Genomic DNA, 22,917 nt, shown 5'->3' with positions numbered 1-22,917 from the left:
CCTGCCTCACCCAGATCTACGACTCGGGCCTGCGTGAGGCGAGCTGCGCCGACCCGGCGAGCACCGGGAAGCCCGTACCGGACGCCCCGCCCCGTACCGGACGCCCCGAGAGGTCCGACGGCTACGCGAAGCGCTGTTGCGCGCCGCCGTCGCAGGGTTGCAGCCTCAGCGGGTCATGGGCGCCCGCCAGGGTCGCGCACAGCCCGGTCGAGGCGGCCGGGCGCAGGGTGCCCGACTGCCGGACGAACTGCTGGTTGGCCGCGCCCGAGCAGTTGTAGAGGATGAGGGCCGCGTCCGCCGTGTACTTGGCCCCCGGTACGTCCAGGCAGCGGTCGTGGCTCAGCTCGGTGCGGAGGTTCTTCGTGCCGGAGTCGTACCACCAGCCCTGGTTGCGCCCGCCATGGCACTCCCAGCCGGTGACACCGGTGTTGTTGCGGGTGACCGAGGCGGGGACGTCCAGGCAGCTGCCCGTCGCCTCGCCGCGCAGGGGCTCGAAGGCGTCGTCCCAGGCGGCGGCCCGGAGTACGGGCTTCCCGGTGCTCGCCGGGTCGGCGCAGCTCGCCTCACGCAGGCCCGAGTCGTAGATCTGGGTGAGGCAGGAGGCGAAGGCGCCGTGGCCGGCCGCGTTCGGGTGGAAGGACTGCCTCAGGGAGTTGGAGTCCGGCGGGAAGTGCCCGAGGTCGATGTACAGGCCGCGGGCCCAGGTGGACTCGCTGCACACCTCGTGGCCGTGGAAGAGCCGGGAGTTGTCGAGGTAGACCGCCCCGGTGTCGGCGGCGGCCTTGCGCATGCCCCGCTCGAAGGCGGGAACGGCGACGTTACGGCCCCAGGCGGCGTCGGAGTCGTATCCGGCACAGCCGCCGGGAAGCTTGCCGGGGAAGTTCGGGTTGTCGTAGAAGTCCGGGCCGATGGGGCTCGGGTAGCCCATCACGACGAGCTTGTAGTCGCGGTCGGCGTAACCGGCGCCGGTCATCACCGTCCGCAGGTCGCGCACGGTCTTCTCGACCTTGGGCACGAGCCCGTCGACGCGGGCCTGCCAGCCGCCGTCGTACTTGGGCTCGCAGGTTCCCTGGCTGAGGACCCAGCGCGTGACGCAGTCCGTCATGACCGGGCCGAACTGGAGGTCGTCGTTGGCACCCGCCACCAGCACGATCATCTTGATGCGGGTGTTGCGCGCCTTGATGGCGAGGCTGTCGCTCTGGACGAGTTCGTCGGCGTACTGCTTCGAGCCGCCGATGACGATGTTTCCGGTGTACGCGCCGGAGCACGAGACGTTGTACGTGACGTCGGCCGGGATCCCGGTGCGGTGGATGGCGGCGTCGGGTGAGCGGTGGCACCAGTTGTCGGGGCCGTTGGTCCCCGCCTCGTACGTGCCGACGCCCTCGCCCGAGATCTCGCTGTCGCCGAGCGAGATGAGTCCGGTCTTGCGTTCGGCGAGCGGGCGCTCGGCCGGGTCGCCGTACAGCCGGGTGGCCTCGGCGGCGCGCAGGGCCTCCAGTTCCGGCGGCAGGGCGGTGGATGCGGTACTGCTGGTACCGGGCTGGGCAGCACCCGCCGGACCGGCGGCGACGGTCATGCCGCCTAATGCCGCCGCCATGGCCGCGACGGCCGCGACCGTACATCGGAGTCGGTGTCCGGTACGTCTCATTGCGCCTCCCGAGGTTGTTGTTACCCCCGGTATTTACTGGTCGGTAGACGACTTGGGAATACATGGAACAAGACAAGTGCTCATCTTTTTCGACCGCCCGGGAGTGGTGGGCGGTCCTACAGGGAGGTTGGATCACCATGGACGAGGGAACCGGCAAGGACTACCGCGTCGAGCACGACTCGATGGGCGAGGTGCGGGTGCCCGCCGACGCGAAATGGCGGGCCCAGACCCAGCGTGCCGTGGAGAACTTCCCGATCTCCGGACAGCGTCTGGAACGGGCGCACATCGCGGCCCTCGCGCGCGTCAAGGCCGCCGCCGCCAAGGTGAACGCCGAACTGGACGTGCTCGACCCGGAGATCGCGGAGGCCATCCAGGAGGCCGCGGCGGAGGTCGCCGAGGGGCGCTGGGACGCGCACTTCCCGATCGACGTCTTCCAGACGGGCTCCGGTACCTCGTCGAACATGAACACGAACGAGGTCCTGGCCACGCTCGCCACCGAGCGCCTCGGCCGCGCGGTCCACCCCAACGACCACGTCAACGCCTCGCAGTCCTCCAACGACGTCTTCCCCTCCTCGATCCACATCGCGGCTGCCGACGCGGTGACACGCGAGCTGATCCCGGCCCTGGCCCATCTGGCGGTGGCGCTGGAGCTCAAGTCCGAGGAGTTCGCGGACGTGGTGAAGTCGGGGCGTACGCATCTGATGGACGCCACCCCGGTCACCCTGGGCCAGGAGTTCGGGGGGTACGCGGCACAGATCCGCTACGGCATCGAGCGGCTGCGCGGCTCGCTCCCCCGCCTGGCCGAACTGCCGCTGGGCGGTACGGCCGTCGGCACCGGTATCAACACCCCGCCCGGCTTCGCCGCCGCGGTCATCGCCGAGGTCGCCCGCGTCACCGGGCTGCCGCTCACGGAGGCCCGGAACCACTTCGAGGCACAGGGCGCGCGGGACGGCCTCGTCGAGACCTCCGGCCAGCTCCGCACGATCGCGGTCTCCCTCACCAAGATCTCCAACGATCTGCGCTGGATGGCGTCGGGACCGCGCACCGGACTGGCCGAGATCAGCCTCCCCGACCTCCAGCCGGGCTCCTCGATCATGCCGGGCAAGGTGAATCCGGTCATTCCCGAGGCCGTGCTGATGGTCGCCGCCCAGGTGACGGGGAACGACACGACGGTGGCCGTCGCGGGCGCCGCCGGCAACTTCGAGCTGAACGTCATGCTCCCGGTCATCGCGAAGAACCTGCTGGAGTCCGTCCGGCTCCTGGCCAACGCCGCCCGGCTGCTCGCGGACCGTACGGTCGACGGCATCACGGCGAACGTCGAGCGGGCCAGGGAGTACGCGGAGTCCTCGCCGTCCGTCGTCACCCCGCTGAACAAGTACATCGGCTACGAGGAGGCCGCGAAGGTCGCCAAGAAGTCCCTGGCCGAACGCCGGACGATCCGCGAGGTGGTGCTGGACTCGGGCTACGTCGAGCGCGGCGACCTCACGGTGGAGCAGCTCGACGAGGCGCTGGACGTGTTGCGTATGACGCGTCCGTGACGTGCGTCGCTGCGGAGGAACGGCTCTCTCACTAAGATCTCTCCATGACAGGTACCGGAGAGACCGAGCGCTGGGCGCCGGGTGATCAGATCCTGTGGCGCTACCGCGGCAACGGACCGCGGCGGCGCGGCCCCGCGCCCGCCGGGACCCCGAACCCCGTGCACATCTGCCGTCCGGTCACCGTCGTCCAGGACACCGACGAGCTGCTCGCCGTCTGGGTCGCGCCCGGTACCGAGTGCGTGAAGCCGGTGCTGGCCGACGGCACCGAGGTGCACGCCGAACCGCTCGCCACCCGGTACACCGCCCCGCGCACCACCGCCCGCTCGCCCTGGCTGGGCAACGGGGTGCTGAAGCTGGCCCGGCCCGGCGAACCGTGGTCCGTGTGGCTGTTCTGGGACCGGGGCTGGCAGTTCCGCAGCTGGTACGTGAACCTGGAGGAACCGCGGACCCGGTGGGCCGGCGGCATCGACTCCGAGGACCACTTCCTCGACATCTCGGTCTACCCGGACCACAGCTGGCTCTGGCGCGACGAGGACGAGTTCGCCCAGGCCCAGCGGGTCGGCCTGATGAGCCCGGACGCCGCCCGGCAGGTGCTGGCGGCGGGGCGCGCGGCCGTCGGGGTGATCCGCGCGTGGGGGACGCCGTTCCGGGACGGCTGGGAGGACTGGCGGCCCGATCCGCACTGGCGGGTGCCCGCGCTGCCGGCCGACTGGGACCGGTTGCCGGATGACTGGGACCGCACCCCCTCCCCCATGCCGTCGTGAGACCCTTGATGCACCCCAGGGGGGCAAACGTAGGATCGTCCCGAGAAGATCAGCTCCGCCCCAACCGACGGGCGCGGCACACGACCTGACCGTAAGTCACCGAGTCATCGCACACGTGCACACTTCATGAACCGCAGCAGCGGTACGAGTCGTGCGAGTCGCACGAGTTGTCCGCATCGCATGAGCCACGACGAGGGGGTGGAGACGTGCTCGCTGTCCGCCGCCCCGGCGCCGGAAACGTTGTCACGGACACCCGGCGCGGACATCCGGTTTCGGCCCCGAGTTCCGGGGCACGAGATGTCAGCCGTTGTGATTGCCGCTCATGCCGGGGCACAGTAGCGCTCCACGAGGTGATTGCCTCATACAACCGGCCCGGACGGACGGAACCCCACGCGTGACGGAGCATCCCACCTCCCACGAAGGCCGGCAGCCTCTCGCCGCCCGGTCGCAGGAACGCACCCGGCCGCGGCAGCGTGACGCCGCGTCGGCCCCGGCCCCTGCCACCGCGGCGATCCCGGCACCGGCCAAGGGCCCGAACCCGGCCGCTGCCGGCACGGGTCCCGCGGCCGGCCCCGACCCGCAGGCAGCATCCCGTCGCGAGGGCGACCGGCTGCGCTTCGTCGGGGCCGCGACCAGGCGGATCGCCCGCGGGATAGACCTGGACGAGATCGTGCTGGGGCTCTGCCGGGCCAGTGTGCCGACGTTCTCCGACGCCATACTCGTCTACCTCCGCGACCCGCTGCCGGTCGGCGACGAGCGGCCCGTCAACCCGTTCGTGCTGCGGCTGCGCCGCTCCGACCGGCTGCGGCTGAGCGACGAGGACACCGAGAACCTGTCGGAAAGCGAGCGGCTGCGGCTGCCCGCCGCCGACCCGCAGGCCGGTCTGACGCCCGCCGCCGAACTGTGTGAGGTCCTGGCGGGCGGCGCGCTGGCCGAGGTGCTGCGCGGGGTGCGTCCGGTGTTCGGCGACTCCGCCGCGGCCCGGGTCGCGCTGCCCGAGCTGCTCGGCGCGGACCGCGTGGTGCCGTCCGGCCACCGGGCGATCCTGGCGCCGCTGCGCGGACGGCGCCGGGTGATCGGCGCGGCGGTGTTCCTGCGCGGCACCGAGCGCCCGCCGTTCGAGGCCAACGACCTGCTGGTCGCGGCCCAGCTGGCGACGCACACCGCGCTCGGCATCGACAAGGCCGTGCTGTACGGCCGCGAGGCGTACATCGCCGACGAGCTCCAGCGCACCATGCTGCCCGACTCGCTCCCCCAGCCCACCGGCGTCCGGCTCGCCTCGCGCTACCTGCCCGCCGCCGAGACCGCCCGGGTCGGCGGCGACTGGTACGACGCGATTCCGCTCCCCGGCAGCCGGGTCGCCCTGGTCGTCGGCGACGTGATGGGCCACTCGATGACCTCCGCGGCGATCATGGGCCAGCTGCGCACCACGGCCCAGACGCTCGCCGGGCTCGACCTGCCCCCGCAGGAGGTCCTGCACCACCTCGACGAGCAGGCCCAGCGGCTCGGCAGCGACCGCATGGCGACCTGCCTGTACGCGGTGTACGACCCGGTCGCGCACCGCATCACCATCGCCAACGCCGGTCACCCGCCGCCCGTCCTGCTCCACCTCGGCGGCCGGGCCGAGGTACTGAAGGTGCCGCCGGGCGCCCCGATCGGCGTCGGCGGCGTGGACTTCGAGGCCGTCGAGCTGGACGCGCCCGCGGGCGCCACCCTGCTCCTCTACACCGACGGGCTGGTCGAGTCGCGGCTGCGGGACGTCTGGACGGGTATCGAGCAGCTGCGCGAGCGGCTCGCCGCCACGGCCCGGCTGACCGGCCCGGACCACTCGCCGCCGCTGGAGGCCCTCTGCGACGACGTGCTGGACATGCTCGGCCCGGGCGACCGGGACGACGACATCGCGCTGCTCGCCGCCCGCTTCGACGGGATCGCGCCGAGCGACGTGGCGTACTGGTTCCTGGAACCTGAGGACTCCGCCCCGGGCAAGGCCCGCAGGCTGGCCCGCCGGGCGCTCAGCCGGTGGGGGCTCGACGACATCGCGGACTCGGTGGAGCTCCTGGTCAGCGAGGTGGTGACCAACGCCGTGCGGTATGCGGAGCGGCCGGTGACCCTGCGGCTGCTGCGGACCGACATCCTGCGGTGCGAGGTCGGCGACGACGCCCCGCAGCTGCCCCGGCAGCGCCGGGCACGGGACATGGACGAGGGCGGCCGCGGCCTGTTCCTGGTGAACCGGCTGGCCCGGCGGTGGGGCGCGACGCGTCTGTCGACCGGCAAGGTGGTCTGGTTCGAGATGCCCACCCGGGGGCAGTGACCGGGGCCGTCGAAGCCCTGGTCACCGAGGGTGCCGAAATGTTGCCGTCCTCCACTCGGCGGAGTTGACTTCAGGCGTGTACGAAGCGACCTGACCGAAACCCCCACCGACGGGAGGACGCTCGTGACCGAGGAACCCAGGACCAAGAACGCCCCCTACACCACGAACAACGCCGGGATCCCGGTGGAGAGCGACGAACATTCGCTCACCGTCGGCACCGACGGGCCGATCCTGCTCCAGGACCACTACCTCATCGAGAAGATGGCCCAGTTCAACCGTGAACGGGTCCCCGAACGCGTGGTCCACGCCAAGGGCTCGGGCGCGTACGGCTTCTTCCAGGTGACCAACGACGTCAGTCAGTTCACCAAGGCCGACCTCTTCCAGCCGGGCAAGCAGACCGCCATGCTCGCCCGCTTCTCCACGGTCGCCGGTGAACAGGGCTCCCCCGACACCTGGCGCGACCCCCGCGGCTTCGCGCTGAAGTTCTACACCGAGCACGGCAACTACGACATGGTCGGCAACAACACGCCGGTCTTCTTCGTCCGGGACCCGATGAAGTTCCAGGACTTCATCCGCTCGCAGAAGCGCAGGCCCGACAGCGCGGTCCGCGACCACGACATGCAGTGGGACTTCTGGACCCTGTCCCCCGAATCCGCGCACCAGGTGACGTGGCTGATGGGCGACCGGGGCATCCCGAAGACGTACCGCAACATGGACGGTTTCAGCTCGCACACCTATATGTGGGTCAACGCGGGCGGCGAGCGGTTCTGGGTGAAGTACCACTTCAGGACCGACCAGGGCATCGAGTTCTACACCCAGGCCGAGGCCGACGCGATGGCCGGCACGGACGGTGACGTCCACCGCCGCGACCTGTTCGACTCGATCAAGCGCGGCGACCACCCGAGCTGGACGCTCTCCGTCCAGATCATGCCGTTCGACGACGCACCGGACTACCGGTTCAACCCGTTCGACCTGACGAAGGTCTGGCCGCACGGCGACTACCCGCTGACCGAGGTCGGCCGGATGACGCTGAACGAGAACCCCGAGGACTTCTTCGTCCACATCGAGCAGGCGTCCTTCGAGCCGTCGAACCTGGTGCCCGGCATCGGTCCGTCGCCCGACAAGATGCTGCTGGGCCGGCTCTTCTCCTACCCGGACACCCACCGGTACCGGATCGGCCCGAACTACGCGCAGCTGCCGCCGAACCGGCCGCGCTTCTCGCGCAACTCGTACTCCAAGGACGGCCCGATGCGCTACGAGCCGTCGCGTACGGGTGCCGTCTACGCCCCGAACTCGTACGGCGGTCCCGAGGCGGACACCGCGCGCTTCGGCGAGCCGGCCGGCTGGGCCACGGCGGGCGAGATGGTGCACGAGGCGTACACGCTGCGCCGGGACGACGACGACTGGGGCCAGGCGGGCACGATGGTCCGCACGGTCCTCGACGACGCGGCACGCGAACGCCTGGTGTCGAATATTTCCGGCCATCTGCTGGACGGCGTGAGCCGCCCGGTCCTGGACCGGGCACTGCAGTACTGGCGCAACGTGGACAAGGACCTCGGCGACCGGGTGGCGAAGAAGGTCGACGGCGGCTGAATCACGGGCCCCACGGTCCCGGAACACGGGAACGGGCGGTGTGCGGGGTCTCTCCCCCGCACACCGCCCGTTGCGGCGACTGCCGTGTCAGCGCGTCACGGCGTCGTCGTTGCCCGGCCGGTTGTTGCCTCCCGGGTCGATCGGGAGTCCGGCGGTGTCCGACGGGCCCGGCTCGGTCGACGGGTCGGTGGGCGGGGTCGTCGTCGGATCGCCGGTCGGCGTGGGCGGCGGGGTGGTCTCCGGCGGTTCGGTCGTGGCGGGCGGTGTGGTCGTCGGTGCCTGGGTGGTCGGCTCGTCGGAGGGCGAGGCCTCTTCGGAGGGTGACGTGGTCGCGCTCGGGGAGCTGGTGTCCGGCGGCGGGGTGACCGCGGCGCCCATGTCGGTGTCGAGCACGAACTCGCTCGGTTCGCCCATGGCCTTCGCGGTGAAGTCCGCCCAGATCCGGGCCGGGAAGCCGCCACCGTTGACGCGGCCGCCGCCGCCGGCGCCCTTCAGGGTCACCTGCGCGCCCTTCTGGACCTTCTTGCCGTCGTCGTCGGTGCGCGGGTAGGCGGCTTCGCCGAACAGGCCGACCGAGGTGACGAGGTCGGGGGTGTAGCCGGTGAACCAGGCCGACTTGTTGTCGTCCGAGGTACCGGTCTTGCCCGCGATGTCCTGGTCGGCCAGTCCCTCGGCGTTGCGCACCGAGCCCTGGGCCGTCCCGTCGTCGACCACGCCGGTCAACACCGAGGTCACGGAGTCCGCGGCCTGGCGGCTGATCACCTGGTCGCCGATCGCGTCGGGCAGCTGCACCGGCTCCTCGCCCTGGTGCACGGCCGACTTCACGATCTGGGGGGTGACCTTCTTGCCGTGGTTGTCGAGCGTGGCGTAGACGCCGGCCATGGCCATCGGGCTCGCGCCCATGGAGCCGAGCGTCTGCGCGGGACCGTGGTCCAGATTCTTCACGTCCATGCCGAGCTCGCCGGCGGTCTTCAGCACCTGGTCCATGCCGACGTCCACGCCCATCTGCGCGAAGACCGAGTTGATGGACTTGTTCATCGCGGTCTGGACGGTGACCTGCCCGTAGTCCTGATCGTCCTCGTTTTCCGGCGCGAAGGCGACGTCACTCCCGACGACCGGCCGCTTGCTGGTGCCGTCGTAGCGGGTGTTGGCCGTGATCTCCTGACCGTCCTGCGTCACCGACTCCTGGTCGAGGGCCGCGGCGAGGATGACGGGCTTGAAGGTGGAGGCGGGCTGGTAGTCGGGGCGGGTGGCGTTCGACGTCCAGTGCTCGTTCTGACCGCGTCCGCCGTACAGCGCGAGCACCGCGCCGGTCTTCGGGTCCACCGAGACGGCTCCGGCCTGGATGTCCTGGTCGAGCTTGCGCTTCTTGGTGTCCAGGTTGTCGATCAGTTTCGTCTCGACCGACTTCTCCAGCGCCTGCTGCTTCTTCTTGTCGATGTTGACGGTGATCGTCCAGCCGCCGAGGTCGAACTGGTCGCTGCTGAGACCCGTCTCCTCCAGCACCGCCTTGCGGGCCGCCTCGACGATGTAGCCCTTCTGTCCCGCGACGCCGTTGAGCGGCTTGGGGTCCTGCGGAATCGGGAACTTCAGGCCCTGGCGCTTGCCGGCGTCCAGCCAGTCCTCCTCGACCATGTTGTCCAGCACGTAGTTCCAGCGCTCCTGGACGAGCGCCTTCCCCTTCGGGCCGGCGACGGCCCAGTCGTACTGGCTGGGGGCCTGGAGCAGCGCGGCGAGGTAGGCGCCCTGGGCGACGTTCAGGTCCTCGGCGTCCTTGCCGTAGTACGCCTGCGCGGCGGCCTGGATGCCGTAGGCGCCCCGGCCGTAGTAGCTGGTGTTGATGTACCCGGCGAGGATCTCCTGCTTGCTCCGCTTCTGGTCCACCTTCAGCGAGATGACCAGTTCCTTGAGCTTGCGGGTGACCGTCTGGTCCTGGTCGAGGTAGTAGTTCTTGACGTACTGCTGGGTGATGGTCGAGCCACCCTGCTTGCCCTTGCCCGATACGGTGTTCAGCAGGCCGCGTGCGGTGCCTTTGAAGTCGACGCCCTTGTCCTGGTAGAAGGACTTGTTCTCGGCGGCGACGAAGGTCATCTGGACCTCCTTGGGTACCTGCGCGAGGTCCACGATCTCGCGGTTGACCTCACCCGTCCTGGCCAGCAGGGTCCCGTCGGAGTACTTGTAGATGTTGCTCTGCAGCTTGGCCTGGGCGTTGCCCTCGGGCACGCTCACCATCATGTAGAGCACGGCGAAGGCACCCATGCCCAGCAGGCAGACACCGAGGGCCGTGCCCAGCAGTTTCCGCCAGGTGAAGAGTCCGCGTATGCCGCCGCTCTTCCCGGCCCGCCGCGACCCGCGCCGCTGGGCTCGTCGCGCATCCGCTCGACCCATTGCTGTGTTGCTCCCGTTTCTCTGCTCGACCGGATCAGCTCGGACCTGCCAGCTAACACCGTTGGCAAGGACAAAAAGCGAGCGATCCCGCCTTTTCCGGACGTGACAATGAGCACCCGTTCCCATGGGAACCGACTCACGAGGGGTGCGCAGGGTTGCGATATCCGTTAATGTGTAATCACATTGCTAGCTCATCGCTAGCCAGTCGAAACGGGGGATTCCATGACTGAACCGCTCAACCCGAACGCCTCGGCCGAACCGCGGGCCGACCTCACTCCGGACGCACCGGACATGCCGGAACCGCAGGTCCGCGAGACGAGGGCGCACAGCATCGCCGGCGGCCTCGGCCTCCTGCTGACCGTGATCGGGGTGGTCGTCGGTGTCGGCCTCGCCATCCTCGGCGGCGTCATCGGCTCGAACGGGAACAACGGCCTCGGCGTCCCGCTGTGCATCCTGGGCGTCCTGCTCGTCATCGCCTCGTTCTTCTGCATGGGCGGTGTGAAGATGGTCGCACCGGGCGAGGCGCGGGTGATCCAGCTCTTCGGCCGTTACGTGGGCACGATCCGCACCGACGGGCTGCGCTGGATCAACCCGCTGACCTCCAGCCGCAAGATCTCCACCCGGGTCCGCAACCACGAGACCGCGGTCCTCAAGGTCAACGACGCCTACGGCAACCCGATCGAGCTCGCCGCGATCGTCGTCTGGAAGGTCGAGGACACCGCGCAGGCGCTCTTCGAGGTCGACGACTTCCTGGAGTTCGTCGCCACCCAGACCGAGGCGGCCGTCCGGCACATCGCGATCGAGTACCCGTACGACGCCCACGACGAGGGCGGCCTCTCGCTCCGGGGCAACGCCGAGGAGATCACCGAGAAGCTGGCCGTGGAGCTCACGGCACGGGTCCGGGCGGCGGGCGTACGGATCATCGAGTCCCGCTTCAGTCACCTCGCGTACGCCCCCGAGATCGCCTCCGCGATGCTCCAGCGCCAGCAGGCCGGAGCGGTGGTCGCGGCCCGGCAGCTGATCGTCGAGGGAGCGGTCGGCATGGTCGAGATGGCGGTGACCCGGATCACCGAGCAGGACATCGTCGAGCTCGACCCCGAGCGGAAGGCGGCCATGGTCAGCAATCTGATGGTGGTGCTGTGCGGCGACCGCGCGGTGCAGCCGGTCCTCAACACGGGCACGCTCTACCAGTGACGGATCAGACCCCGCGGCGCCGCGCGCCGCAGTCCGGGCCGCAGCAGCGCAAGCAGATGCTGCTGCGGCTGGATCCCGCCGTCCACGACGCCCTGGCCCGCTGGGCCTCGGACGAACTGCGCAGCGCGAACGCCCAGATCGAGTTCCTGCTGCGGCGGGCGCTCGCCGAAGCGGGCCGGCTGCCCGGCGGCGCGGCGCCGATCCCGCGCCGCGGGCGCCCCCCGAAGGCTCCGGAGGCACCGGAGCCGGAGTGATCCACCGGGGCCCGCTGCGGCCCCGGCCACTGACCCGAGCCCCCGGCGACCGGTATACACGGCAGGTATACACACCGTGTACAGTCCTCGGTATGTCTATCGGCCACACCCTGCTCGGGCTCCTGGAGTCCGGCCCCCGTCACGGCTACGACCTCAAGCGGACCTTCGACGAGAAGTTCGGCCACGACCGTCCCCTGCACTACGGACAGGTCTACTCGACGATGTCCCGCCTCCTCAAGAACGGCCTCGTCGAGGTCGACGGCGTGGAGACGGACGGCGGCCCGGAACGCAAGCGCTACGCCATCACCGACGCCGGGATCACCGACGTCGCCACCTGGCTGGCGCAGCCCGAGAAGCCGGAGCCGTACCTCCAGTCGACCCTGTACACCAAGGTCGTCCTGGCCATGCTGACCGGCCGCAGCGCCGCCGACGTGCTCGACGCCCAGCGCTCCGAGCACCTGCGCATGATGCGCATCCTCACCGATCGCAAGCGCCGGGGCGACCTCGCCGACCAGCTGATCTGCGACCACGCCCTGTTCCATCTCGAAGCCGATCTGCGCTGGCTGGAGCTCACCGCCGCGCGACTCGGCCAGCTCGCGAAGGTGGTGGCCCCGTGATTCCCGCCGGCTCCCTGCTCGCCGCCCACGATCTGCACAAGGCCTACGGGCCGACCCCCGCACTCGACGGCGCCTCGTTCTCCGTCCACCCCGGCGAGGTCGTCGCCGTGATGGGCCCCTCCGGCTCCGGCAAGTCCACCCTGCTGCACTGCCTCGCCGGCATCATCACCCCGGACTCCGGCAGCATCACCTACGCCGGACGCGAGCTCTCCACCATGTCCGACGCCGAGCGCAGCGCCCTGCGACGCAGCGAGTTCGGCTTCGTCTTCCAGTTCGGCCAGCTCGTCCCGGAACTGACCTGCGTGGAGAACGTCGCCCTGCCGATGCGGCTGAACGGCACCCGCCGCAAAGCCGCCGAGCGCACCGCCCTGGAGTGGATGGAGCGCCTGGAGGTCGATGACATCGGCGCCAAGCGCCCCGGCGAGGTGTCCGGAGGCCAGGGCCAGCGTGTCGCCGTGGCCCGCGCCCTGGCCGCGTCCCCGAAGGTGATCTTCGCCGACGAGCCGACCGGCGCCCTGGACTCGCTCAACGGCGAACGCGTCATGCAACTACTCACCGACGCGGCCCGTTCCTCCCACGTCGCCGTGGTGCTCGTGACCCACGAGGCCCGCGTCGCCGCCTACTCCGACCGCGACATCACCGTCCGCGACGGCCGGGCCCGCGACCTGGAGCACGCCGTATGACCATGCTCGACCAGAAGCGGCCCCCGGCCGGCCCGGCGCACCCTCCCGAACCCCCGTCACGTGCCGCCTCCTGGCTGCGCGACCTCCGGCTCGGCATCCGGTTCGCCGCCGGCGGCGGCCGCGAGGGCTGGATCCGCACACTGCTCACCGCCGTCGGCGTCGGCCTGGGCGTGGCGCTGCTGCTCACCGCCGCGTCCGTCCCGCACATGCTCGACGAGCGGTCGGCCCGTGAGCAGGCCCGCTCCGAAACGAAGATCTCGGAGTCGCCCGACGCGCAGGCCAGGAAGTCGGACACCACGGTCCTGCGGATCGAGGCGAGCACCGAGTTCCGCGACCGCACCATCACCGGCTTCCTGATGCGCGCGGACGGCAGCCACCCGGTCGTCCCCCCGGGCATCACGGCCTTTCCCGCCCCCGGCGAGATGGTCGCCCGGCGAGATGGTCGTCTCCCCCGCCCTCCGCGATCTCCTGGACGACCCCGGCAACAAGCTGCTCAGGGAGCGGCTGCCGTACGAGGTGACCGGCACGATCGCGCAAGCGGGTCTGCGCTCGCCCGGCGAGATGTGGTTCTACGCCGGCTCCGACACCCTGACCGGGGCATCCGGCGGCCATCGCATCGCCGGATACGGCCGGCCCGGCCCCTCCGACCCGATGCCCCCGATCCTCCTCGTGCTGATCATCATGGTCTGCGTGGTGCTGCTGGCTCCCGTGGCCATCTTCATCGCCACCGCCGTACGCTTCGGCGGCGACCGCCGCGACCGCCGCCTCGCCGCCCTGCGCCTGGTCGGTACGGACATCCGGATGACCCGCCGGATCGCGGCCGGTGAGGCACTGACCGGCTCGGTGCTCGGCCTCCTCATCGGCCTGGTCATGTTCCTGGTGGCCCGCCGGTTCGTCGGCCACATCGAGGTCTGGGACACCAGCGCGTTCCCCTCCGACCTGGCCCCCGACCTCCGGCTGGCCGCGCTGATCGCCGTAGCCGTTCCGCTCACCGCCGTCCTCGTCACGCTGGCCGCGATGCGCTCGGTGGTCATCGAGCCGCTCGGCGTCGTACGCAACGGCCGCGACCGGGGGCGCCGCCTCTGGTGGCGTCTGCTGCTGCCGACCGCCGGTCTCGCGGTCTTCGGACTCGGCGGAAAGATCGACGAGTACAGCGTCGTCAACCCGTACCCGATCGCCGCAGGCGCGGTGCTCGTCCTCGTCGGACTGGCCCTCCTCCTGCCCTGGCTGGTCGAGGCCTGCGTCGGACGGCTGCGGGGCGGCCCGGTCCCCTGGCAGCTCGCCACCCGCCGGCTCCAGCTGAGCAGCGGGGCGGCCTCCCGCGCGGTCAGCGGCGTCACCGTCGCCGTGGCCGGTGCTGTGGCCCTGCAGATGCTGTTCGCCGCGATGAACGACGACTTCAACCGGATCACAGGCCAGGACCCGTCCCGCGCCCAGTTCTACGCCGCTTCCGAGATCGTCCGGGGCGACGCCGCCCTCCAGTCGATCAAGGAGTTCCGCGCCACCAAGGGCGTCACCACGGTCATCGGCACCATCGAGGCCTACGCGACCAAGCCGGGGAAGTACACCGACGACGAGATCCAGCCCACCACCTCGTTCACCGTCGGGGACTGCGCGACCCTGCGTGAACTCGCCAGGATCACCACCTGCCGGGACGGGGACACGTTCGTCGCCCACCCCAAGGACAAGGAACAGGCCGGCTGGGTCGACCAGACCGCCCGCAAGGGCAAGGTCATCGAGTTCGACACCTACGGCCGGAGCAAGCCGCTGCACTGGACGCTGCCGGCCGGCTCCCGGACCGTCGCGGCCCGGACCGACCCGTACGGCGAGGAGCGCTCGGGCATCCTGGTCACGCCCGGAGCGATCGACGCGCGGACCCTGCCCGGTGCCCAGACCATCTCGCAGATCCGCGTCGACGAAAGCGTCCCGGACGTCGCCGAGTACGTACGCAACACGGCGGCCCGGCTCGACCCCGGCATGCGCCTGGTCACGCTGAACTCGGTCGAACGCAACCGGCAGTACGAAAGCATCCAGACCGGCCTCCAGGTCGGCGCGACCGCCACCCTGCTGCTGATCGCCGCGTCCATGCTCGTCTCCCAGCTGGAGCAACTGCGCGAACGCAAGCGGCTGCTGTCGGTCCTGGTCGCCTTCGGCACCCGCCGGGTCACCCTCGGCTGGTCGGTGCTGTGGCAGACCGCGATCCCGGTGGTCATCGGGCTCGCGGTGGCGGTGGCCGGCGGCCTCGCGCTCGGCGCCGCCCTGTGCTGGATGGTCGGCAAGGAGGTGTCCGGCTGGTGGCTGTTCCTGCCCCTGGCCGGCGCGGGCGCGGCCCTCATCCTCCTGGTCACCCTGCTCTCGCTGCCGGTCCTGTGGCGCCTGATGCGCCCCGACGGGCTGCGCAGCGAGTAGGCGGACCCGACGGCCGGCCGGACCCCGCAGTTCAGGTCCGGCCGGCCGCCGCCACCCGTACCGGCAACGCCTCCATCGCCCCGCGCAGCGCCGCCGCGAACTCCTCGAACTCCTCGTGCCGGGCCGCCCCCGTCCGCATCCCCAGCGCCACCCGCCGCGCGGGGGCCGGTTCCGCGAAGTACCCGGTGCTCAGCGCCTCGTTGCGGGCCGTCTCGACGGTCACCGCGGTCCGCGGCAGCAGCGTCACCCCGAGCCCTCCGGCCACCAGCTGCACCAGCGTGGAGAGCCCGGCCGCGGTCGTGGTCACCGGCGCACCCTCCGTACGCCCCGCCTCACGGCAGATGTCGAGCGCCTGGTCGCGCAGGCAGTGCCCCTCGTCGAGCAGCAGCAACGGCAGCTCGCGCAGCGCCTCGCGCGGGATGTCCTGCCGCCCCCCGAGCCAGTGGTCGCGCTCCATGACGAGCACGAAGTCCTCGTCGAAGAGCGGGAGTTCCGTGACACCCGGCACCCCGAGCGGCACGGCGAGCAGCAACAGGTCCAGCCGCCCCGCGGCCAGCCCGTCCAGCAGCGAGGAGGTCTGCTCCTCGTGCACCTGGAGATCGAGTTCCGGGTAGCGGTCGTGGACCAGCCGCAGCACGGTCGGCAGCAGATACGGGGCGACGGTCGGGATCACGCCGAGCCGGAGCACTCCGGTGAAGGGCGCGCGGACCGCCTCGGCCTCCTCCATCAGCTCGCCCACGGCATGCAGGACGACCCGCGCCCGCACCGCGAGCCGCTCCCCGGCGGGCGAGAGCAGCACCTTGCGCGTCGTACGCTCGATGAGCTGGACACCCAGTGCCTCCTCCAGCGCGGACACGGCCCCGGAGAGCGCGGGCTGACTCATCCCGATTGCGGCCGCGGCGTCCCGGAAGTGCAGATACTCCGCCACGGCGGCGAAGGCGCGCAGCTGCGAGAGGCTGGGCTGTTTGGGCCTGATGCCCTGATTACTCTGGGCCACTGATAGGCACCTCCGATCATCACGACCGAGTGTAGCTATTTCCGCGATCAATGCACTCTGTGCCAAGGTGGACATCGTCCAACCCTCAGGAACTCCCCCAAAAAGGGAATTCCTACGCTGCAAGGAGAGCGCGTGCTCACTGTCGGTGACAAGTTCCCCGAGTTCGACCTGACCGCTTGTGTTTCGCTGGAGAGCGGCAAGGAGTTCGAGCAGATCAACCACAAGACCTACGAGGGTCAGTGGAAGGTCATCTTTGCGTGGCCCAAGGACTTCACCTTTGTGTGCCCCACCGAGATCGCCGCGTTCGGCAAGCTGAACGAGGAGTTCGCCGACCGTGACGCCCAGATCCTCGGCTTCTCCGGTGACTCCGAGTTCGTGCACCACGCCTGGCGCAAGGACCACCCGGACCTGACCGACCTGCCCTTCCCGATGCTGGCCGACTCGAAGCACGAGCTCATGCGTGACCTCGGCATCGAGGGCGAGGACGGCTTCGCCCAGCGCGCCGTCTTCATCGTCGACCAGAACAACGAGATCCAGTTCACGATGGTGACCGCCGGTTCCGTGGGCCGTAACCCCAAGGAGGTCCTGCGGGTCCTCGACGCCCTGCAGACCGACGAGCTGTGCCCCTGCAACTGGACCAAGGGCGAGAACACCCTGGACCCGGTCGCGCTCCTCTCGGGCGAGTGAGCTGACAGCGACATGGCACTCGACGAACTGAAGGCCGCCGTTCCGGACTTCGCCAAGGACCTGAAGCTGAACCTCGGCTCGGTCATCGGCAACAGCGAGCTCCCGCAGCAGCAGCTGTGGGGCACCGTCCTGGCCTGCGCGATCGCCTCGCGCTCGCCGAAGGTGCTGCGCGAGCTGGAGCCGGAGGCGAAGGCCAACCTCTCCGCGGAGGCGTACACCGCCGCGAAGTCGGCCGCCGCCATCATGGCGATGAACAACGTGTTCTACCGGACCCGGCACCTGCTGTCGGACCCCGAGTACGGCAACCTCCGGGCCGGCCTGCGGATGAACGTGATCGGCAAGCCGGGCGTGGAGAAGGTCGACTTCGAGCTGTGGTCGCTCGCCGTCTCGGCGATCAACGGCTGCGGCCAGTGCCTGGACTCCCACGAGCAGGTGCTGCGCAAGGCCGGCGTCGACCGTGAGACCATTCAGGAAGCCGTCAAGATCGCCTCGGTGATCCAGGCGGTCGGCGTGACCCTCGAAGCCGAGGCCGTCCTCGCCGAGTAGTACCCCCGAAACGAGAAGGGCCCCCGGACGACCGACCGTCCGGGGGTCCTTCTTCTGTGTCCGTTCAGGTGTTCACGCCTTCTGCGGCTCGTCGGCGACCGGCTCCTCGTCACTGCCGTCGTCGAAGTCCTCCGGCGGCGAGCCGGGGGCCGGCCTGGGCGCCGCGTCCAGTGATGTCGAGCCGTGCGGGGGCGGCGAGTGACGGCGGGACTCCTCCTGCCCGTACGTCCGCAGATAGCCGACCACGGTGTTGGTCACCGCGACCAGCGGCACCGCGACGACGGCGCCCCCGATGCCGGCGATCATGCCGCCCGCGGCGACCGAGAGCACCACGGCCAGCGGATGCACCCGCACCGCGCGGCCCAGGATGAACGGCTGCAGGATGTGGCCCTCGATCTGCTGCACGGCGAGCACCACGGCCAGCACCATCAGTGCCGTGAACACGCCCTGGGTGACCAGCGCGACGACCACCGCCAGCGCCCCGGAGACCACGGCCCCGACGAGCGGGATGAAGGCGAACAGGAAGATGAAGACGGCCAGCGGCACGGCCATCGGCACATCGAGGAAGAAGATGCCGAGGCCGATGAAGATGGCGTCGATCAGGGCGACTATCACCGTGCCGCGCACATAGGCGGTCAGCGTCCGCCAGGCCCGGGGGCCGGCGCCCGCGACGCCCGGCCGGGCCTGCGCGGGGACGAGCCTGAGCACCCAGTGCCAGATGCGCTTGCCGTCGTACAGCAGGAAGAGCGTGGAGAACATCGCCAGCAGCATCCCGGTGAGCAGCTCCACCATCACGGTGACGCCCTGCAGTCCGGCGGAGGTGATCGCCTCCGTGTTGGTGCCGACGGTGTCGCTGAGGTTCTTCGCTATGTCGTTGATCTGTTTGTCGGTCACATGGAACGGGCTGTCCAGCAGCCAGTTCTTCAGATCGTCGATCCCCGTCCGCACCTTGTCGGAGAGGGTGTCGATGTTGTCCATGACCTGCCAGACCACGAACCAGCCGACCAGGCCCATGATGACGAAGCCCAGGATCGCGGTGACCGCGGTGGCCAGTCCGCGCGGCAGCCCGTACCGCTTCAGCCGGGCGACGGTCGGCTGGAGCATGGCGGTGACGAGCAGCGCGGCGACGAACGCCAGCACCACCAACTGCACCGCGCTGATGACCCGCATGAGCACCCAGAGGGTTCCGGCGAGCACCAGCAGCCGCCAGCCCGCCTCGGCTGCGACCCGCATGCCCCAGGGGATGGCCGCGACCGGGTCCGGGCGCGCGGAGACGGAGGGGGCGTACGCGGGCGGTGGCGGGACATGGTCGGCCGCGCTCCCGGCCTCCCCTGCGATCGTGCCCGCCGTCACCGAGGTCTCCGCGTGCACCGCGTCGTCCTCGGCCGCCGATTCGGCCCGCCGTTCGTCCAGGCGCTCACCCAGCCTGGTCAGTTCGCCACCCAGTTGTCCGAGCCACCCCGGCAGTTTCGACATAACGGTTCCTCTACCCCCGTCCGTTCTCCCCACCGCTCCCCCGGGAAACGGTTCCGCCCGACCGTACACGCGCGAAGCCCCCCACCGTAGGACGGTGAGGGGCTCCGTGAGGTTGAGACCGAACCTCGGAAGGTTCTAGTACCAGTGGTTGGCCTGCCAGAAGGACCAGGCACCGCACGGGCTGCCGTAGCGGCTGTCCATGTAGTTGAGGCCCCACTTGATCTGGGTGGCCGGGTTGGTCTGCCAGTCGGCACCGGCGGACGCCATCTTCGAGCCGGGCAGCGCCTGGACGAGGCCGTAGGCACCGGAGGACGGGTTGCTCGCCCGGTAGTTCCAGCTCGACTCGTGGTTCACGATGTTGCTGAAGCACTGGAACTGGTCGCCGGGAATCATCTGACGAGCCATCGCCTGGACGTCGGCCACGCTGTACGAGCCCTGCGTCGCGAACGCCGAAGCGCTGCGCACCTCGGAGCGGCTGGCGCGCTCGGCGCGCTCCGCCTTCTCCTGACGCTCCTTCTCCAGCTGCGCCTCGGCCGCCGCCTTCTTGAACTTGGCGTCCTTGGCGGCCTGCACACGGGCTGATTCCTCGGCGGACTTCTTCGCCGTCGCGTCGGCCGCGGACGCCTGGGCGTCGGCCTGCTGCGTCAGCGATGCGGTCTGCACCTGGGCCTGCTGGCCCGCGGGGATGTCTGCGAGCAGCGTGGTGTCGGCTGCGGTCGCCTCGAAGTTGTTGTCATCGGCAGCGGGAGTGCTGCCTGCTGCAACGCCTACGACGGCGCCAACGGTGGTTACCGCTGTGGCTGATGCCACGGCGAACCCCCGGACCGAGATCCGGCTCACACGGTGTCCTTCCAGCATCGCCCGCTTAGGTGACCTCGCGGGCGCAATCGTGCCCCTGGACACTGGCCTCCCTACTGCTTGGGTCACGGGAGGCACGGGCCCGGTGGGCACTCCCCGGAGGGAGCGCCGCGTGGTGCTCGCGGGCGGCATACGGACGGCGGTTGTTGAGTTGTGTGGTGCGTGGCACCTCTGGAGGTGCCGGTGTGCCGTATGCGGGGCCTGACGGAAGCAAGACTCTGCCGGAACGGGACGCCGGGAAGCAATTCTCTGTTGCGTGTGAAAGGTCACACCCCGTTTGGAGCACGTGAATGACGGAAATGGCGCCGCAACACGATGCCGCCCGGCTAAGCTCCTTCGCTCGCCGGGCGGCACCAACTGTCCCAAGCCGTATCAGATCTGGCCTTCCTCCAGCATTTCGGTCACCAGTGCGGCGATGCGGGAACGCTCCGAACGCGTGAGCGTCACATGCGCGAAGAGCGGGTGCCCCTTCAGCTTCTCGACGACGGCGACCACACCGTCGTACCGGCCGACCCGGAGGTTGTCCCGCTGGGCCACGTCATGCGTGAGCACCACCCGGGAATTCGACCCGATTCTGGACAACACGGTCAGCAGGACGTTCCGTTCGAGCGACTGCGCCTCGTCGACGATCACGAAGGCGTCGTGGAGGGACCGGCCCCTGATATGGGTGAGCGGCAGGATCTCCAGCATGCCGCGCCCCAGCACCTCCTCGATCACCTCGCGGCCGGAGACGGCCGACAGGGTGTCGAAGACGGCCTGGGCCCAGGGGCTCATCTTCTCGGCCTCGCTGCCGGGGAGATAGCCGAGCTCCTGCCCGCCGACCGCGTACAGCGGACGGAAGACCATCACCTTCTTGTGCTGTCCGCGCTCCAGCACCGCTTCGAGGCCCGCGCAGAGCGCCAGCGCCGACTTTCCGGTGCCGGCCCTGCCGCCGAGCGACACGATGCCGACGTCCTGGTCCAGGAGCAGTTCCAGGGCGATGCGCTGCTCGGCGCTGCGGCCGTGGATACCGAAGGCCTCCCGGTCGCCCCGCACGAGCCGGACGTTGCCCTCGGGTGTCACCCGGCCGAGCGCCTTGCCCCGTTCGGACTGGAGGACCAGGCCGGTGTGGACGGGGAGTTCGGCGGCCTCGGGGACGTACAGCGTCTCCTCGGCGAAGAGCAGGTCCACCTGTTCGGCGGGAAGGGACAGTTCGGACATCCCGGTCCAGCCGGAGTCGGTGATGGCGAGTTCCGCCCGGTACTCCTCGGCGAGGAGACCGACCGACGAGGCCTTGATGCGCAGGGGCAGGTCCTTGGAGACGACCGTGACGTCGTACCCCTCGGCCTGGAGATTGCGTGCGACCGCGAGAATCCGTGAGTCGTTGTCCCCCAACCGGTAGCCGGCGGGAAGGACGCCGGGATCGGAGTGGTTGAGTTCGACGCGCAGCGTCCCGCCCAGATCCCCGAGGGGGATCGGGGCATCCAGCCGGCCGTACCGGACCCGGAAGTCGTCCAGCAGGCGCAGGGCCTGCCGGGCGAAGTACCCGAGTTCGGGGTGGTGCCGTTTGGCCTCCAGTTCCGTGACCACGACGATCGGGAGCACGACTTCGTGCTCGTCGAAGCGGGCCATGGCGTTCGGATCGGCCAGCAGGACGCTGGTGTCGAGAACATAGGTGCGCCTGTCGGGCATGCGGCGCTTTGTGCTGGTCACCACGGAAGGACGTACCCCCTCGGACGAGGTTGGGGTGCGACGGCGTCGCGGAGCATCCCAATGGGAGAGGACGGGCCGGGCTCCGGCCACCTTGCGCGGGCCGAGCGCCGGCCCTCCGCGTCGGCCGCACTGTATGTACGGTCCTTCGTGTGCAAAGGGCCTCCCGGGCGAGCGGACTCCATGCCGCTCACTTGGACACGACGTCCGCCTGGTTGGTGACCGGACGTCGACCTGTCAGGGGTATGCCCTCGAACGCGCCAAGCCATGCCGACCTGGGCCGGTGGGGTGAGCGGGGAGTGTCGTACGAGACCGCGGGCGGGAGCACAGCAGCTGGGAGGACCCCCGGGCTGCCGGACCGGCCGGGAACGCCTGCGGGCCGGAGAAGGCCCGCGGTGTCAGCCGCCGTAGCGGCGGTGGCGGGCCGCGTAGTCGCGCAGGGCCCGCAGGAAGTCGACGCGGCGGAACGCCGGCCAGAAGACCTCGCAGAAGTAGTACTCGGAGTGCGCGCTCTGCCAGAGCATGAAGCCCGACAGACGCTGCTCGCCACTGGTGCGGATCACCAGGTCCGGGTCCGGCTGGCCCCGGGTGTAGAGGTGCTCGGAGATGAGGTCGGTGGAGACGATCTCCGCCAGGTCCTCGAAGGAGGTGCCCTTCTCGGAGTGGTCGAGCAGCAGGGAGCGCACGGCGTCCGCGATCTCCTGGCGCCCGCCGTAGCCGACGGCGACGTTGACCAGTATCCCGTCGACACCCACGGTGGCCTGTTCGGCCTCCTTGAGGACCGTCTGGGTGTGCGCGGGCAGCAGATCGAGGGTGCCGACGTGGTGGACGCGCCAGCGCCCGTCCGCCACCAGGTCCCGCACGGTGTTCTCGATGATGCCGAGGAGCGGGATGAGCTCGGACTCGGGCCGGTCGAAGTTGTCCGTGGAGAGCATCCAGAGCGTGACGACCTCGACGTCCGTCTCGCTGCACCAGCCGAGAAGCTCCTTAATCTTGTCGGCACCGGCCTGGTGCCCCTGCGCGGCGGTGCCACCGGACGCCTTCGCCCAGCGCCGGTTTCCGTCGAGGATGACACCGATGTGCTTGGGCACCTGGGCGTGATCGAGGCGGGCCTCCACCCGGCGTGCGTAGAGCCCGTACACCAGGTCGCGCAAGTTCACTGAGTCCACCTCTCGGTTCCGTGCGGGCACGCCCACCCCTCGGCCCGGGGCCCGGGGTCGTCCACCTGGGGATCGCCGCACCGGAAGGGGGCGATCGCCCCGCCG

17 protein-coding genes and 1 pseudogene are annotated in these 22,917 nt (G+C 70.3%); 11 read left to right on the top strand and 7 right to left on the bottom strand.

Features of this window, described 5'->3' with window-relative positions; genetic code table 11:
- Positions 1-121 precede the first annotated feature (121 nt).
- Complete coding sequence (locus tag EAO72_RS31510) at positions 122-1,648, bottom strand: ricin-type beta-trefoil lectin domain protein (RefSeq protein WP_148020484.1); 1,527 nt, start codon at positions 1,646-1,648, stop codon at positions 122-124.
- A 137-nt stretch (positions 1,649-1,785) separates the two neighbouring features.
- On the opposite strand from EAO72_RS31510, the gene EAO72_RS31505 reads away from it, so the two are divergent.
- The 4 genes from EAO72_RS31505 to EAO72_RS31490 all read left to right on the top strand — a co-directional run bounded on the left by EAO72_RS31505 (position 1,786) and on the right by EAO72_RS31490 (position 7,854).
- Positions 1,786-3,186 carry a class II fumarate hydratase gene (locus EAO72_RS31505; RefSeq protein ID WP_148020483.1) on the top strand — a complete coding sequence of 467 codons (1,401 nt, stop codon included), beginning with the start codon at positions 1,786-1,788 and terminating at the stop codon, positions 3,184-3,186.
- Between the two features lie 44 nt (positions 3,187-3,230).
- Positions 3,231-3,950: a cytidylyl-2-hydroxypropylphosphonate hydrolase gene (gene fomD, locus EAO72_RS31500; protein WP_148020482.1), complete on the top strand. Its 720-nt coding sequence runs from the start codon at positions 3,231-3,233 to the stop codon at positions 3,948-3,950.
- Positions 3,951-4,344: 394 nt separating this feature from the next.
- Positions 4,345-6,261, top strand: coding sequence for a SpoIIE family protein phosphatase (locus EAO72_RS31495; RefSeq protein WP_148020481.1), 1,917 nt, complete (start codon positions 4,345-4,347; stop codon positions 6,259-6,261).
- A 123-nt stretch (positions 6,262-6,384) separates the two neighbouring features.
- Entirely contained in the window at positions 6,385-7,854 is a 1,470-nt protein-coding gene (locus tag EAO72_RS31490) for a catalase (RefSeq protein ID WP_148020480.1), read from the top strand.
- Positions 7,855-7,941: 87 nt separating this feature from the next.
- Here EAO72_RS31490 and EAO72_RS31485 read toward each other — a convergent pair whose 3' ends face one another.
- Positions 7,942-10,242, bottom strand: coding sequence for a transglycosylase domain-containing protein (locus EAO72_RS31485; protein WP_148020479.1), 2,301 nt, complete (start codon positions 10,240-10,242; stop codon positions 7,942-7,944).
- Positions 10,243-10,464: 222 nt separating this feature from the next.
- Here EAO72_RS31485 and EAO72_RS31480 point away from each other — a divergent pair, with 222 nt between their 5' ends.
- From EAO72_RS31480 to EAO72_RS31460, 5 genes and pseudogenes are all read left to right on the top strand, one after another.
- Entirely contained in the window at positions 10,465-11,436 is a 972-nt protein-coding gene (locus EAO72_RS31480; protein ID WP_148020478.1) for an SPFH domain-containing protein, read from the top strand.
- Positions 11,437-11,492: 56 nt separating this feature from the next.
- The gene (locus tag EAO72_RS31475) at positions 11,493-11,690 is read left to right on the top strand and encodes a type II toxin-antitoxin system antitoxin (protein ID WP_410090551.1); all 198 of its coding nucleotides are present in this window, start codon (positions 11,493-11,495) and stop codon (positions 11,688-11,690) included.
- A 92-nt stretch (positions 11,691-11,782) separates the two neighbouring features.
- Positions 11,783-12,307, top strand: a complete 525-nt coding sequence (locus EAO72_RS31470; RefSeq protein WP_148020476.1) for a PadR family transcriptional regulator — start codon at positions 11,783-11,785, stop codon at positions 12,305-12,307.
- A complete protein-coding gene (locus tag EAO72_RS31465) occupies positions 12,304-12,990 on the top strand; it encodes an ABC transporter ATP-binding protein (protein ID WP_148020475.1) in 687 nt (228 codons plus the stop codon). Before EAO72_RS31470 ends, EAO72_RS31465 begins: the two co-directional genes overlap by 4 nt.
- A pseudogene (locus EAO72_RS31460) lies at positions 12,987-15,399 on the top strand (FtsX-like permease family protein). The gene EAO72_RS31465 and the pseudogene EAO72_RS31460 overlap by 4 nt, the downstream one beginning before the upstream one ends.
- A 31-nt stretch (positions 15,400-15,430) precedes the next feature.
- On the opposite strand, the gene EAO72_RS31455 reads toward EAO72_RS31460, so the two are convergent.
- The gene (locus EAO72_RS31455; RefSeq protein ID WP_148020474.1) at positions 15,431-16,396 is read right to left on the bottom strand and encodes a hydrogen peroxide-inducible genes activator; all 966 of its coding nucleotides are present in this window, start codon (positions 16,394-16,396) and stop codon (positions 15,431-15,433) included.
- A gap of 132 nt (positions 16,397-16,528) precedes the next feature.
- On the opposite strand from EAO72_RS31455, the gene EAO72_RS31450 reads away from it, so the two are divergent.
- Positions 16,529-17,083 carry a peroxiredoxin gene (locus tag EAO72_RS31450; RefSeq protein ID WP_148020473.1) on the top strand — a complete coding sequence of 185 codons (555 nt, stop codon included), beginning with the start codon at positions 16,529-16,531 and terminating at the stop codon, positions 17,081-17,083.
- A gap of 12 nt (positions 17,084-17,095) precedes the next feature.
- Positions 17,096-17,629, top strand: coding sequence for an alkyl hydroperoxide reductase (locus tag EAO72_RS31445; RefSeq protein ID WP_018550318.1), 534 nt, complete (start codon positions 17,096-17,098; stop codon positions 17,627-17,629).
- Positions 17,630-17,701: 72 nt separating this feature from the next.
- Here the strand turns inward: EAO72_RS31445 and EAO72_RS31440 are convergent, their stop codons facing one another.
- The 4 genes from EAO72_RS31440 to EAO72_RS31425 all read right to left on the bottom strand — a co-directional run bounded on the left by EAO72_RS31440 (position 17,702) and on the right by EAO72_RS31425 (position 22,812).
- On the bottom strand, positions 17,702-19,105 hold the full coding sequence (locus EAO72_RS31440) for an AI-2E family transporter (protein ID WP_148020472.1): 1,404 nt from the start codon (positions 19,103-19,105) through the stop codon (positions 17,702-17,704).
- A 135-nt stretch (positions 19,106-19,240) separates the two neighbouring features.
- The gene (locus EAO72_RS31435) at positions 19,241-19,945 is read right to left on the bottom strand and encodes an aggregation-promoting factor C-terminal-like domain-containing protein (protein ID WP_148020471.1); all 705 of its coding nucleotides are present in this window, start codon (positions 19,943-19,945) and stop codon (positions 19,241-19,243) included.
- 390 nt (positions 19,946-20,335) lie between these two features.
- Positions 20,336-21,658, bottom strand: coding sequence for a PhoH family protein (locus EAO72_RS31430; RefSeq protein ID WP_148020470.1), 1,323 nt, complete (start codon positions 21,656-21,658; stop codon positions 20,336-20,338).
- Between the two features lie 392 nt (positions 21,659-22,050).
- A complete protein-coding gene (locus tag EAO72_RS31425) occupies positions 22,051-22,812 on the bottom strand; it encodes an isoprenyl transferase (RefSeq protein ID WP_148020469.1) in 762 nt (253 codons plus the stop codon).
- Positions 22,813-22,917: the final 105 nt, after the last annotated feature.

Source organism: Streptomyces sp. OR43 (assembly GCF_008042275.1).
Classification (GTDB): Bacteria; Actinomycetota; Actinomycetes; order Streptomycetales; family Streptomycetaceae; genus Streptomyces.
The sequence above is the reverse complement of the archived record's forward strand: the minus strand, read 5'-3'. Positions and strand labels throughout refer to the sequence as shown.

What these genes read in the sequence shown, in the direction of transcription:
- EAO72_RS31440 (WP_148020472.1), bottom strand. Translation starts at nt 19,105, where the DNA reads ATGTCGAAACTGCCGGGGTGGCTCGGACAACTGGGTGGCGAACTGACC.
- EAO72_RS31480 (WP_148020478.1), top strand. Translation starts at nt 10,465, where the DNA reads ATGACTGAACCGCTCAACCCGAACGCCTCGGCCGAACCGCGGGCCGAC.
- EAO72_RS31445 (WP_018550318.1), top strand. Translation starts at nt 17,096, where the DNA reads ATGGCACTCGACGAACTGAAGGCCGCCGTTCCGGACTTCGCCAAGGAC.
- EAO72_RS31510 (WP_148020484.1), bottom strand. Translation starts at nt 1,648, where the DNA reads ATGAGACGTACCGGACACCGACTCCGATGTACGGTCGCGGCCGTCGCG.
- EAO72_RS31475 (WP_410090551.1), top strand. Translation starts at nt 11,493, where the DNA reads ATGCTGCTGCGGCTGGATCCCGCCGTCCACGACGCCCTGGCCCGCTGG.
- EAO72_RS31470 (WP_148020476.1), top strand. Translation starts at nt 11,783, where the DNA reads ATGTCTATCGGCCACACCCTGCTCGGGCTCCTGGAGTCCGGCCCCCGT.
- fomD (WP_148020482.1), top strand. Translation starts at nt 3,231, where the DNA reads ATGACAGGTACCGGAGAGACCGAGCGCTGGGCGCCGGGTGATCAGATC.
- EAO72_RS31505 (WP_148020483.1), top strand. Translation starts at nt 1,786, where the DNA reads ATGGACGAGGGAACCGGCAAGGACTACCGCGTCGAGCACGACTCGATG.
- EAO72_RS31485 (WP_148020479.1), bottom strand. Translation starts at nt 10,242, where the DNA reads ATGGGTCGAGCGGATGCGCGACGAGCCCAGCGGCGCGGGTCGCGGCGG.